Origin of the sequence: Pseudarthrobacter sp., from assembly GCF_036675385.1 — a bacterium.
Classification (GTDB): Bacteria; Actinomycetota; Actinomycetes; order Actinomycetales; family Micrococcaceae; genus Arthrobacter.
Genome location: NZ_JAKFFD010000095.1, coordinates 52,406 through 64,562, shown reverse-complemented (window position 1 = coordinate 64,562; position 12,157 = coordinate 52,406). Strand labels below are relative to the sequence as shown.

The 12,157-nt window shown below is 64.3% G+C and carries 11 protein-coding genes; 3 read left to right on the top strand and 8 right to left on the bottom strand.

Annotated features, from left to right (window positions below):
- Positions 1-64: 64 nt before the first annotated feature.
- The 4 genes from V6M49_RS07765 to V6M49_RS07750 form a co-directional block, all read right to left on the bottom strand.
- Positions 65-1,156: an IS630 family transposase gene (locus tag V6M49_RS07765; protein ID WP_332760759.1), complete on the bottom strand. Its 1,092-nt coding sequence runs from the start codon at positions 1,154-1,156 to the stop codon at positions 65-67.
- Positions 1,157-1,233: 77 nt separating this feature from the next.
- Complete coding sequence (locus V6M49_RS07760) at positions 1,234-2,361, bottom strand: Mrp/NBP35 family ATP-binding protein (RefSeq protein WP_332760758.1); 1,128 nt, start codon at positions 2,359-2,361, stop codon at positions 1,234-1,236.
- Positions 2,362-2,372: 11 nt separating this feature from the next.
- Positions 2,373-3,158 carry a DUF1003 domain-containing protein gene (locus V6M49_RS07755; RefSeq protein ID WP_332760757.1) on the bottom strand — a complete coding sequence of 262 codons (786 nt, stop codon included), beginning with the start codon at positions 3,156-3,158 and terminating at the stop codon, positions 2,373-2,375.
- The gene (locus V6M49_RS07750) at positions 3,151-4,434 is read right to left on the bottom strand and encodes a magnesium transporter MgtE N-terminal domain-containing protein (protein ID WP_332760756.1); all 1,284 of its coding nucleotides are present in this window, start codon (positions 4,432-4,434) and stop codon (positions 3,151-3,153) included. The genes V6M49_RS07755 and V6M49_RS07750 overlap by 8 nt, the downstream gene beginning before the upstream one ends.
- Positions 4,435-4,511: 77 nt before the next feature.
- On the opposite strand from V6M49_RS07750, the gene V6M49_RS07745 reads away from it, so the two are divergent.
- Entirely contained in the window at positions 4,512-5,480 is a 969-nt protein-coding gene (locus V6M49_RS07745) for a general stress protein (RefSeq protein WP_332760755.1), read from the top strand.
- A gap of 121 nt (positions 5,481-5,601) precedes the next feature.
- Here the strand turns inward: V6M49_RS07745 and V6M49_RS07740 are convergent, their stop codons facing one another.
- From V6M49_RS07740 to V6M49_RS07725, 4 genes are all read right to left on the bottom strand, one after another.
- Entirely contained in the window at positions 5,602-6,435 is an 834-nt protein-coding gene (locus V6M49_RS07740) for a carbohydrate ABC transporter permease (protein WP_246848819.1), read from the bottom strand.
- Positions 6,436-6,515: 80 nt separating this feature from the next.
- On the bottom strand, positions 6,516-7,502 hold the full coding sequence (locus tag V6M49_RS07735) for a carbohydrate ABC transporter permease (protein WP_252598294.1): 987 nt from the start codon (positions 7,500-7,502) through the stop codon (positions 6,516-6,518).
- A 33-nt stretch (positions 7,503-7,535) separates the two neighbouring features.
- Positions 7,536-8,900, bottom strand: a complete 1,365-nt coding sequence (locus tag V6M49_RS07730) for an ABC transporter substrate-binding protein (RefSeq protein ID WP_332760762.1) — start codon at positions 8,898-8,900, stop codon at positions 7,536-7,538.
- Positions 8,901-9,104: 204 nt separating this feature from the next.
- Complete coding sequence (locus V6M49_RS07725) at positions 9,105-10,703, bottom strand: aminopeptidase P family protein (RefSeq protein ID WP_332760754.1); 1,599 nt, start codon at positions 10,701-10,703, stop codon at positions 9,105-9,107.
- A 71-nt stretch (positions 10,704-10,774) separates the two neighbouring features.
- Between V6M49_RS07725 and V6M49_RS07720 the strand changes: the two genes are divergently transcribed.
- Both V6M49_RS07720 and V6M49_RS07715 read left to right on the top strand, forming a co-directional pair.
- The gene (locus V6M49_RS07720) at positions 10,775-11,629 is read left to right on the top strand and encodes a PHP domain-containing protein (RefSeq protein ID WP_332760753.1); all 855 of its coding nucleotides are present in this window, start codon (positions 10,775-10,777) and stop codon (positions 11,627-11,629) included.
- 123 nt (positions 11,630-11,752) lie between these two features.
- The gene (locus V6M49_RS07715; protein ID WP_332760752.1) at positions 11,753-12,130 is read left to right on the top strand and encodes a hypothetical protein; all 378 of its coding nucleotides are present in this window, start codon (positions 11,753-11,755) and stop codon (positions 12,128-12,130) included.
- Positions 12,131-12,157 lie beyond the last annotated feature (27 nt).

The following is a 12,157-nucleotide window of genomic DNA, read 5'->3' as shown; positions in this document are numbered from 1 at the left end:
AGGGGGCATCGGATGCAGGCGTGTTCGTGCTCGCAGGGGGTGGCGTAAGGTCGCCCGCAGTTACCTAGTGTCCTGCGCCTGAAGTTCGCTTCAAAAGTCTGCCGAGTGATTCGAGGATCTGCTCTGCGGTTTTGGTCCAGATAAATGGGGTGGGGTTATCGTTCCATGCTTTGACCCAGCTGCGGAGGTCGGCCTCGAGGGCCTGGACGCTGCGGTGGTCGCTGCGCCGCAGGAGGTCCTCGGTGACGAAGCCGAAGAACCGTTCGACCTGGTTGATCCAGGACGAGTAGGTCGGGGTGAAATGCATATGGAAGCGGGGGTGCTTTTCCAGCCAGGCTTTGACGGTCGGCGTCTTGTGGGTTTGATAGTTATCGCAGATCAGGTGCACGTCCAGGTCCGCCGGGACCTGGGAGTCGATCTTGATCAGGAAACTGCGGAACTCTGTGGCGCGGTGCTTGCGGTGCAGGCTGGAGATCACGGAGCCGTCCGCGGTGTTCAGCGCCGCGAACAGGGTGGTGGTCCCGTGCCGGACGTAGTCGTGGGTCCGTTTCTCAGGCATGCCCGGCATCATCGGAAATGCCGGCTGGGACCGGGCCAGGGCCTGGACTTGGGACTTTTCGTCAACGCTGAGCACCACCGCCGATTCGGGTGGATTCAGATACAGGCCGACCACGTCGTAGACCTTCTCGACGAACTGTGGGTCGTTGGAGAGTTTGAAGCCGTCGGCGCGGTGCGGCTTGAGTTCGAACGCCTTCCAAATCCGGCCGATCGTTGATCTCGATAGCCCGGACCGTTCGGCCATCTTTGCCCGCGACCAGTGGGTCGCATTCTTCGGCGTCGATTCCAAGGTCGCGACGATCACGTCTTCGACCTGATCGGTGGTGATGCTGGCTGGACGGCCGGGCCGCGGCTCGTCCATCAGCCCATCCAGTCGCCGTTCCAGGAAACGGCGCCGCCACTTGGCCACGGTATGGGAATCAACCCCGCACCGCGCCGCCGCGGCCAGATTCGTCAACCCGTCAGCGCAGGCCAGTACGATCCTGGAACGCATCGCCAAGGCCTGGGAGGACTTACGCCGCCGCGACCACCGCTCCAGCGTTTCACGTTCCTCGTCCGACAACTCCAACACGGCCTTTGGCCGCCCAACATTCGCCATGCCACATTTTACAATTAGGAGACGAATTTCAGGCGCAGGACACTAGGCCCCCGCTGCCTCTGGTGGGCAGCGTTGCGTTAACGCGGCTGCAGGCCCAGTTTCATCCCCGTCAGGCCCCTGGGCCTGGCAGCAAGTTTTCCGGCGATGCCGGTCAAAGCAATGGCCGCCGGAGTGTCTGGCCGGCCAAGCACGATGGGCGTGCCGGCGTCGCCGCCTTCCCGCAGCAGGATGTCTAGCGGAATCTGTCCCAGGAGCGGCACATCGGTGCCCACCGTCGTTGTGAGCCGTTCGGCGAGGACCGCCCCACCGCCGCTTCCGAACAGCTCCATCCTCCCGCCGTCGGGCATTTCCAGGTATGACATGTTCTCGATGACGCCGGCCACCGTCTGACCTGTCTGGGTGGCAATGGCACCGGCGCGCTCGGCGACGTCGGCAGCTGCGGCCTGGGGTGTGGTGACCACCAGGATCTCAGCCTTCGGCAGCAACTGGGCCACCGAAATCGCGATGTCACCGGTGCCGGGCGGCAGGTCGAGGAACAGGGCGTCGAGGTCGCCGAAGTAGACGTCCGTCAGGAACTGTTCCAGGGCCCGGTGGAGCATCGGCCCGCGCCAGGCAACCGGCTGGTTTCCGGCGACGAACATACCGATGGAAATCACTTTTACGCCGTAGGCCACCGGGGGCAGGATCATGTCGTCCACCCGGGTGGGCGCCTGCGTGATGCCCATCAGGGCCGGAACCGAGAAGCCATGGACGTCGGCGTCCACAATGCCCACACGGAGGCCCTGGGCGGCCAGGGCGCAGGCAAGGTTGACGGTCAGCGATGACTTGCCCACACCACCCTTGCCGCTTGCCACCGCGAACACCTTGGTCAGGGACCCCGGCTCGTTGAACGGAATCCCGCGCTGCCCGGAGGCGCCGCGGAGCTGTTCCTTCAGGGCGTCCCGCTGGGCCTGGTTCATCACTTTCAGTTCAACCTCGACGGCGGTCACGCCCGGGACTGCGGACAGCGCCTTCTCGGAGTCTGCGGTAATGGTCCCGCGCAGGGGGCAGCCCGCGATGGTCAGCAGGACAGCCAGCCTGACCCGGCCGTCCGCAGCGACATCCACGGACTCCACCATGCCCAGTTCCGTGATGGGACGGCGGAGCTCAGGATCGATCACGGTGGCCAGCGCAGCGTGGACTGCCTGCTCCAGGGAGGCGCTCATGCGGGCGGGGCTCAGCTTTCGGTGGTGGGGATGTGCTTGGGGACGGCCGGGTCCTGGATTGCGGGGTCGGTAGCGACGGCGTCCTTGGCGACGGCGTCCTTGGTGACGGCGTCTTTGGCAACAGTGTCGTTGGCGACATGGCTGGGTTTGACCTTCGGAATCTGCTGCGTGCGGGGGTTCCGCTGTTTGTCGCGCTTTTCCTTCAGCTTTTCCTTGACCTTCTCACGCGGGGACTCGTGGCTGCCGGATCCGGCGGGATCGTGGGTCCGCAGTTCCTCCTGCGCTTCCAGCATGTCCTCGAGGAGTGTCCGTAGTTCGGCCCGGACGTAGTCGCGGGTGGCAACCTCGCGCAGCGCAATCCTCAGGGACGCCAGCTCCCGCGTGAGGTACTCGGTGTCGGCCAGGTTGCGTGCCGCCTGTTGGCGGTCCTGCTGGAGGGAGACCCTGTCCCGGTCGTCCTGCCGGTTCTGGGCCAGCAGCAGCAGCGGGGCCGCGTAGGAGGCCTGCAGCGAAAGCATGAGTGTCAGGAGGGTGTAGCCCAGGAGGCGCGAATCGAACTGCCACTCCGCCGGTGCCCACGTATTCCAGGCCAGCCAGATGACGACGAAGACCGTCATGTAGACCAGGAACTGCGGCGTGCCCATAAACCGGGCGAAGCCTTCCGTCGCATGGCCGAATGCATCCGGGTCGGGTGAGAACTTCGGCAGGATGCGCTGGCGGCCACTCAGGGGTGTGTCGAGTCCGCCCTTGGCCGCTGCCTTCTTGTTGGGATTCTTGGGGGCGCCGGTGTCAGCCAATGCGGCCTCCCAGTTTCCTTACCGGGGCTTCGCCATCATAGGCGCGCCAGTCATCCGGCAACAGATGATCCAAAACGTCATCAACAGTCACCGCCCCCACGAGCCGGCCTGCGTCATTGACCACGGGAAGACAGTTCAGGTTGTAGGTGGCGAGCGTGCGCGCCACCTCGCTGATGTGGGCCTGGTCGGAGACCGGCTCAAGGTTCTTGTCCACGAGGTTGCCCAGGGGTTCCGGCGGCGGATAGCGGAGCAGCTGCTGGATGTGCACAACGCCCAGGAACCGTCCCGTGGGAGTTTCCAATGGGGGCCGGGTGATGAAGATGGACGAGGCGAGGGCGGGGGAGAGTTCCTCACGGCGGACGTGGGCCAGTGCCTCGGCGACAGTTGCCTCCGGGGGGAGGATCACCGGAACAGGCGTCATCAGGCCACCGGCCGTGTCCTCGTCGTATTCGAGGAGCCGCCTGACGTCCTCGGCGCCTTCGGGTTCCATGAGGCGGAGAAGCTCCTCCGCCTGTGCAGAAGGAAGCTCGGCGAGGAGGTCGGCGGCGTCGTCGGGGTCCATTTCCTCCAGGACGTCCGCCGCGCGCTCGACGTCGAGGGCGGAGAGAATCTCCACCTGGTCGTCTTCGGGCATTTCCTGCAGCACATCGGCCAGGCGTTCATCCTGGAGTTCGCTGGCCACTTCGAAGCGGCGTTTGTCGCTCATTTCCTGCAGCGCCTCGGCGAAGTCAGCAGGTTTGAGGTCCTCGTGGTTGGCCACGAACTGAGTGGCTGCCTGGGGTTCGGTGCGGGCACCTTGGAGGGCGTCGGCCCAGTCGATGATCATGGTCTCGTTCCGGCGGAGCCGGCTGAGCGGGGACAGGGAGTGGCCGCGGCGGACGAACAGCTTGCTCACGAACCAGTCGTGGGACCGGTGCTGGTCCATGGCGATGTCCTCGATGGTGGCGTCGCCGCTGCCGTCACGGAGCGTCACGCGGCGGTCGAACATTTCCGCGACCACCAGCGTCTCCGCGCCGCGCTGCTCAAAGCGCCGGAGGTTGACCAGACCCGTGCAGATGATCTGTGTCTGGTCGATGGAGGTAATGCGTGTCATCGGCACAAAGACGCGCTTTTTACCGGGAACTTCGACGACGATGCCCACCACGTGCGGGGCGCCGCGGCTGCCGCGCGAGAGCACCACCACATCGCGCAACCTGCCCAGGCGGTCGCCCAAGGGGTCGAAGACGTCAAGACCCAGCAGGCGGGCCACGAAGACGCGCGAAAGATTTGTACTCACGTCTACAGGCTACCGAGTCTGCTCTCTTTTAGCTGAATTTACAGGCGGCATACATGCTGATGGGCAAGAATGGATGTATGTCAAACATTTTTGGTGCTCCCAAGGCCGGTGGCCCCAGTGGGCCCGACGACGCCCGCACGGTGCCCACCGGTGACACCGTAGGCTCGTACACCTCTTACTTGGATGCCCAGAAGGCGGTGGACTACCTCGCCGACCAGCAGTTCCCGGTCCAGATGGTTTCCATCGTGGGCAACGAACTGAAGATGGTTGAGCGGGTGACTGGCCGCCTCAGCTACCCCCGGGTGGCTCTCTCCGGGGCGCTCAGCGGTATGTGGTTCGGACTCTTCGTTGGCGTCATGCTTTCCTTCTTCGCACCATCGCCCGGCTACTTCTCTATCCTGGCGTCTGTGCTGATGGGGGCTGCCTTCTTTATGCTGTTCGGCATCGTCACGTATGCCATGCAGCGCGGAAAGCGGGATTTCACCTCAACAAGCCAGGTGGTGGCCACCAGCTACGACGTTGTGGTGTCGGTGGAAGCTGCCCATGATGCGCGCCGGCTGCTCCAGCAACTGCCCATGACCCGCTCGGACGCAGCAGCCGGCCCATACAATCCCCAGGGCTACCAGAACCAGCAGTACGGCCAAACGGGTCACCAGGGTCAGCACCGCGGCGAGCCGGGCCAGCCGGGCAATCAGCCTGGTCCGGCACCCGCACGCCCTGCCAGTTGGAATGACCCCTACGGACAGCAGGGTGCCGGAACTTCGGGCCAAGGGACAGCCCAAGGCGTGGGCCAGGCCACCGGCCCGGACCAGGTCACCCAGCCGGAGGCAGCGGCCCAGCCGGCGAAGGCTCCCGCTGCCGCCGTCCGCTACCCGGACCTCCCTGACGGCCGGCCGCAGTACGGCGTCCGTGTCTCAGACCAGGCCACCACAGGCCAGCGTGGCACGGAACAGGGACAGGCCGGGTCAGAGCAGCCCGCGACAGATGGGTCCCGGGCGCACTCCCAGCCTGACTCCTCCAAGGACTCCGGCGAATCCACACCCTAAGCGGCGTCGCCGGAGGCCAGATTGACCCACGGCCCGAGGAACAAGGCCGCAATAAACAAACAACTCCGCCCGGAACAGCAACGGCTGTACCGGGCGGAGTTGTTTGTTGTTCGAAGCGGCCTTACTTGACGCCGCCGGCGGTCAGGCCGCCCACGAGGTACTTCTGGAACATGAAGTACAGGACCACCACAGGGACGGCACAGACCAGTGAGGCCGCCATCAGCTGGGAGTACACGGGGATTGCGCCACCCTCAACCGCGGACGCGAAGACCTGCAGCGCAACTGCGGCAGTGTGCGTGTCCGGCCGTGTGAACACCGACGCGAAAAGCACGTCATTCCAGCCCAGCAGGAAGGCAAAAATCGCCGAAACGATGATCCCGGGCCAGCTGAGCGGAATGATGATCCGGAACAGGATCCCGAGGTTGGAAGCGCCATCGATGCGCGCCGCTTCCTCCAATTCCCGCGGCAGGCCGCGGAGGTACGTGACCATCACCCAGGTTGAGAACGGCAGGGCGAACGTCAGGTAGGCGATAAACAGGCCCCAGAGCGTGCCGATAACGGTCACACCCAAGTAAGTTCCGGCCGAGGAGAAGAGCACAAAGACCGGCAGTAGCATCAGGGTGCCCGGGACGGACTGGAGACCCAGCAGCCCGCGCAGCACCGTCAGGCGCCCGACGAACTCAAACCGCACCAGCACGTACGCCGTGCCAATGGCCATGATCGCGGAGACAATGGCCGTGGCCCCGGAAACGATCAGGCTGTTGCCGATGGCTTTCGCCAGACCCACGGAATCCCAGATTTTGGTGTAGCTGTCCAAGGAGAAGCTGCTCGGCCAGAACTCGCCGCTGGCGACTCCCACATCCGTGTTCAGCGAGGCCAGGAAGATGTACACGATGGGAACGAGGACCAGGGCGCAGAGCAGGACCGTGAGGATGGCCAGCAGCGGCCTCGGCATGAGGCGTGTGACCTCCAGGGCTGCGTCACGCCGGATGGGCTGCTTCTTCTGCTGCTCGATCGGGTTTGCCGTGTCGATGGTCATTTCTTTCCTCCTTCGTGCACATCAAGCCGGACTGCGCGCAGATAGATGAAGAGCGGAATGGCGATCAGGATCAACGAAACGACCGCCATGGCGGCGCTGAGGCCAAACCGGAAGCTCTGGAAGCTGGTGACGTACACCAGGATCGGCAGCACATTCACATCCGACGGCGCCGGCGCACCAAACAGGACATAGGGGAGGGTGAAGTTGTTGATGTGGTTCAGGGTGGCAAGCAGGAAGGCGAGCGAAACCGGTCCCTTCAGGTAAGGGAAGATCACGTAGCGCAGCTTATTCCACCACAGTGCCCCATCAAGGGCGGACGCCTCGTGGACCTCGTGGTCCACCGCCTGCAGGCCGGACAGCGCCAGCAGGTAGATGAACGGCCAGGCCGCCCATATCTCCACCCACACCAGCGTCCAGTACGCGTTTGGGCCGTTAAGCCACAGCCCGCCGTCCATTCCCATGTTGGTCAGCGTCACGTTCACGATGCCGTCCGGCTGCAGCATGGTCCGCCACACGCTGGCCACCACAAACGACGGCAGGACATAGGGGATCAGGAAGATGGAACGCACGACGGCACGGCCCCGGTAGGCGTTCTGGGTGACGACGGCGGCGGCCACACCAAGCGGAATGGTCACCACCGTGGAGATCACCGCGAAGGAAACAGACAGCCAGATGGAGCGGAGCAACTCACTGCTGAGCGCCGCTTCAATGTAGTTCTGGATGCCGATGAATTCGGCACTGACCCATTGGCGAAGGGTGTACTGGTCCAGATCGATCAGCGACATCCAGATGCCCATGGCCAGGGGGACGAGGATGACGATCGTCATCAGCAGCCCGCCGGGAATCAGGAGCCACAGGGGCCGGTTCTTCTCGCTCAGCCCCTTGCGGCGCTTCCCGGGGGGTGTGGTTTCGCCGGGTTCGGCGGCCGCCCCGGCCGCGGGACTGCTGTCCGACGGCCGGGGCTCGGTAACGCTGCTAGCCATTTTTCGTAACCTTCCGCAGTTGGTGGGTCGGTCCTACTTCTTGGCCCGGTCCAGTGCAGTCTGCGATTTCGCCTGTTCGTCCTTGAGCCGCTGGGACAGGTTGGATTCGCTGACTGCGCCGGAGGAAAGATCCGGAATGGACTGGACAACCACGTTGGTCAGCGACAGCTGGACATCGCCCCATGCACCGCTGAAGGGCGTTGCCACGGACTTGGCACCCGATTCGAGGGCAGGTGCAATCACTTCGTTGGTTGCGAGCTCCTTCGCGGCTTCCTGGTTGGCGGGCAGTTGGCCGAATACCTTGAAGTAGTTGAGCTGGACGTCCTTGTCGGTGATCATCTTGATGAACGCGAAGGCGAGGTCCTTCTGCTTCGAGTAGTCGGCGACCACGAGGTTGTCACCGGAGAGGATGCTGGCGGCAGGCTTACCGCCCGAAGGGTTGGAGGTCTCGCCCGGGGGAACCGTGGGCATCAGGGCGTACTTGTACTTGCCCTTGACGGCCGAGGCGTCCAGTGCGGGGATGGACAGCGGCGACGTCATGGGGAAGTACGCTGCCTTGCCGGCTGCGAAGGCGGCCAGGGCCTGCGGATTGGCCCACCCAACAGCGGAGGGGTCAACCACCTTGTCCTTGGTCACCCAGCCGAAGTAGGTCTCGTAGGCCTTCTTGGTGATGGGGTCATCGAGACGGACCTTGCTGCCGTCGATGATGGGGTTGCCGGCCTGGATGGACATGCCCCAGATGTACTTCCAGGGGTCGAAGTTGTCCTTGTAGGCCACGGCAACACCGTACTGGTCACCCTTGGTGAGCTTCTTTGCCTGCTCGGTGAATTCATCCCAGGTGGTGGCGGGCTTGTCGATGCCTGCAGCTGCCAGCAGTTCAGTGTTGTAGGCCATCACGAACGGCCGGCTCACGAACGGAATGCCGATTTGGTTGCCCTCGTCCGGCCCGGAAATGCCGAGCGCCGCGGGAACGAACTTGTCCTTGCCGCCGAGCTGGTTCCATTCGTTGTCACCGAGTTTCACAAACGCCCCGGTGGAGTAAGCCGTGGGGGTGAACGTGGTGCCGAGTCCGTAAACGTCAGGTCCTTGGCCCGAGACGACGGACGTCTGGATCCGGGTCATCTCGTCATTGGCGCTGGCGAACGTCTCCCACTGGATCTCGGCTCCGGTTTCCGCCTTGAACTTGGCGCTCATTTCCTTGAACCAGGCCTGCTGTTCCTGGGGGTACTGCGCGGTGACGTTCATCAGGACGCTGAGTTTTTTTCCGGTGCCGTCCACCTTGCCGCCCGAGGCGCCGGAGGTGGTACCGCCTGTGCCGCCCGATCCGCCGCATGCGGCAAGCATCAGGACGGAAAGGGCCGCTGCGGCAATAGTGCCGAGGCGACGCGGTTTGGACATACCCATGAGACTTCTCCTTTGAAGACATACATTGCGGCAGAGACCCGAGACTAAAACTCAGTCTACGATTTTCATTCTCTGCGGCTAGCGTATTCATCAACGCCAACTTTTGGCAAGCGATTGCCAAAAACTGTTATGAGAGTTTCACCAAGGGGTATGGTCGTCCAGCGCATCGCTGCCGGGATGCGCTGGACGCAAAGACTCCTAGCGGAAGTCTCCGCTTGCCAAGCCGCCGTCCAGCTCCTGGTAGATGCCTGCCATCCAGGACTCGACGTCGTCAGCCTTGCGCGGCAGCGCGGCGCTGAGGTTCACCGGACCATCGGCCGTCATGAGGATGTCGTCCTCGATCCGCACCCCGATGCCGCGGTACTCCGCCGGGATGGCCAGGTCCTCGTTCTTGAAGTACAGGCCGGGTTCGATGGTGAAGACCATGCCCTCCGTCAGGATGCCGTCGAGGTACAGTTCGCGCTTTGCCTGGGCGCAGTCGTGGACATCCAGGCCAAGGTGGTGGCTGGTGCCGTGCGGCATCCAGCGGCGGTGCTGCTGGCCTTCCGTGCTGACGGCCTCCTCGACACTTACCGGGAGCAGCCCCCACTCGGCTAGACGTTCCGCCAACACATTGGTGGCCGCGGTGTGGATGTCCCGGAACTTGGCACCTGGCTGGGCAGCGGCGAATCCGGCGTCGGCAGCGTCCAGGACTGCCTCGTAGACCTTGCGCTGGACTGCGGTGAACGTGCCGTTGACAGGCAGGGTCCGGGTGACGTCGGCGGTGTAGAGCGAGTCCGCTTCAACGCCGGCGTCCAGCAGCAGCAGTTCGCCGGCGTTGATCCTGCCGGTGTTCCGCGTCCAGTGCAGGACTGTGGCGTTGTTGCCGGCGGCGGCGATGGTGTCGTAGCCCAGCTCATTGCCTGCCTCGCGGGCACGGGCAAAGAACGCGCCTTCCACCACGCGCTCGCCGCGTGCATGGGTCAGGGCGCGGGGCAGGGCCTTGACTACCTCCACGAAGCCCTCGACAGTCGCAGCTACTGCAGTCATCATCTGTTCGATTTCCCACTCATCCTTCAAGAGGCGGAGTTCAGACAGGGCTTCGGAAAGCTTTTCATCCAGTGCATCCAGGACACCCAGGTCCAGGTTGTCCGGGTCTTTGGCAGTGTTGTACCGGGCAGTATCCACCAGGGCGTCGATGTTCTCGTCCACCTTGCGCACCAGCCGGATGGAGATGCCGCCGATCTCCGGGGCACCCACATTCTTGGTGATCGCGGATTCAAGTCCATCGATGTGGGCGGTGGCCAGGCCCAGGCGCGCTTCGAACTCGGCCAGGGTGGGCCGTGCACCGATCCAGAACTCGCCGGAACGGGAGTCAGCGTAGAACTGTTCTGTATCCCGGCCGGCCAGCGGACGGAAGTACAGCGTGGCACGGTGGTGACTGCCGCCGTCGCCCTTTCCTTCACCGGCCGGTTCCAGAATGAGCACGGCGTCCGGCTCATGATCCAGGCCCAGCCCGGTGAGATGCGCGAAGCCGGAATGCGGACGGAACCGGTAGTCGCAGTCGTTGGAGCGGACCTTCAGCGGACCGGCGGGGATGACCAGGCGTTCGCCTTTGAACTTCTCTGAGATGGCCTTGCGCCGGGCCGCGGCGTAGTTGGCCACGGCGTCGAGCGCCGGCACGTGCTGCCCGGACGGCGCCCAGTTACTGGCCATAAAGGCCTTGAAAGCAGCGGAACTGGGCCGCTGAGAGCGGTTGTTGACGCGCTCGTCGAGGGGCTGGGAGACAGAGGTCGGGGTGTTTTCGGCATCGTTCACGGCACCATCGTCTCACCAGCACCGAGCCGGGGGCCAATACCGGCGCGGACGCGGTCAACTAGGCTGGGCAAGTGAGGATTGACCTGCATGCCCACTCGAACGTTTCGGACGGCACCGAAACCCCCGCCGACGTGATGGCTTCGGCTGCCCGGGCGGGCCTGGACGTGGTGGCGCTGACCGATCACGACTCCACGGACGGCTGGGCCGAAGCATCCTTTGCGGCGCTGGAAAACGGGGTGGCCCTGGTCCCCGGCATGGAGGTCTCCTGCCGGACCGCGCAAGGCATCAGTGTGCATCTGCTGAGTTACCTGCACGATCCCGCCCACCCTGGGCTGCTTGAAGAGATCACCAAGGCCAAGGACGCGCGGCTCACTCGGGCCGAACGCATGGTGACCCTGCTGGCCGAAGACTACCCGCTGACGTGGGACGACGTCATCCACCATGTGGCTCCCGGGGCGACCATGGGGCGCCCGCATATTGCTGATGCCCTGGTGGCGGCCGGTGTGGTGGCAGACCGCTCGGAGGCGTTCACGTCCATCCTGACGTCCCATTCGCGCTACTTTGTCCAGCACTACGCACCCGACCCCGCCACCGCCGTCGAACTGGTCCGTGCCGCTGGTGGTGTTCCCGTGTTCGCGCATCCTGTGGCGTCTGGCCGGGGCCGGATCGTGGGGGAGCGCACCTACCTCGACATGATCGACGCCGGCCTGGTCGGCCTGGAGATCGACCACCGCGACAACCCCGAGGAGGGGCGGGAATTCCTCAGGGGCCTGGCAGCCAAGCACGGGCTGCTGATCACCGGCTCGTCGGATTACCACGGAGCGGGCAAACCGAACCTGCTGGGAGAAAACCTGACCACCGCGGACGTGTTGGCGCGGATCGAGGAACTCGGCAGCGGAACCGCTGTGGTGCGTGCGGCGCAGTAGCTTACTACGGCGTATTGACTAACCGTCGACGCTGAGTACCCTAGCGCTTACTGGGGAGCGGTGAACGCCGCGCCATTGAAGGTCTCGTCCAACGCAGTGCCCAACGAGTGACGGAGAGAATTCATGTTCAAGAAATCCCTGGCCGCGGCTGGCCTTGCTGCCGCCTTTGTGTTTGTTCCCACGGCAGCCAACGCGCTGGACTGTGTTAACGTCAGCCGGCCGCCCGCTGCCTGTGGCGCCGACTGTACCGAGGGACCTGTTATTAACGGAAACTGGGCTTGGCTCCCGAGTGTCTTCCCCGGAGCTGCTGAAGTCTGGGCATTTGTCCCGCCGGGATCGCTCAGGGAGCTTGACCCAACGGCGCCCATCGGCCAGAAGGGTAACTTCCAGAACGGCGAGGGCTATGCCCTGTTGGTCAACGCCATCTGCGATTCCCACGGATCGGTGCTCATGCATCGGCAGACCGACCATGGCATCCAGTTGGGCGAGGGCTGCCCCTGACACTTATAGGTCGCAGCAGGCGTCGTT

Bases quoted from the DNA above. Each gene is read 5' to 3' on its own strand.
- V6M49_RS07765 (WP_332760759.1), bottom strand. From the start codon at position 1,156: ATGGCGAATGTTGGGCGGCCAAAGGCCGTGTTGGAGTTGTCGGACGAG.
- V6M49_RS07760 (WP_332760758.1), bottom strand. From the start codon at position 2,361: ATGAGCGCCTCCCTGGAGCAGGCAGTCCACGCTGCGCTGGCCACCGTG.
- V6M49_RS07745 (WP_332760755.1), top strand. From the start codon at position 4,512: ATGTCAAACATTTTTGGTGCTCCCAAGGCCGGTGGCCCCAGTGGGCCC.
- V6M49_RS07740 (WP_246848819.1), bottom strand. From the start codon at position 6,435: ATGCCGAGGCCGCTGCTGGCCATCCTCACGGTCCTGCTCTGCGCCCTG.
- V6M49_RS07735 (WP_252598294.1), bottom strand. From the start codon at position 7,502: ATGGCTAGCAGCGTTACCGAGCCCCGGCCGTCGGACAGCAGTCCCGCG.
- V6M49_RS07730 (WP_332760762.1), bottom strand. From the start codon at position 8,900: ATGTCCAAACCGCGTCGCCTCGGCACTATTGCCGCAGCGGCCCTTTCC.
- V6M49_RS07715 (WP_332760752.1), top strand. From the start codon at position 11,753: ATGTTCAAGAAATCCCTGGCCGCGGCTGGCCTTGCTGCCGCCTTTGTG.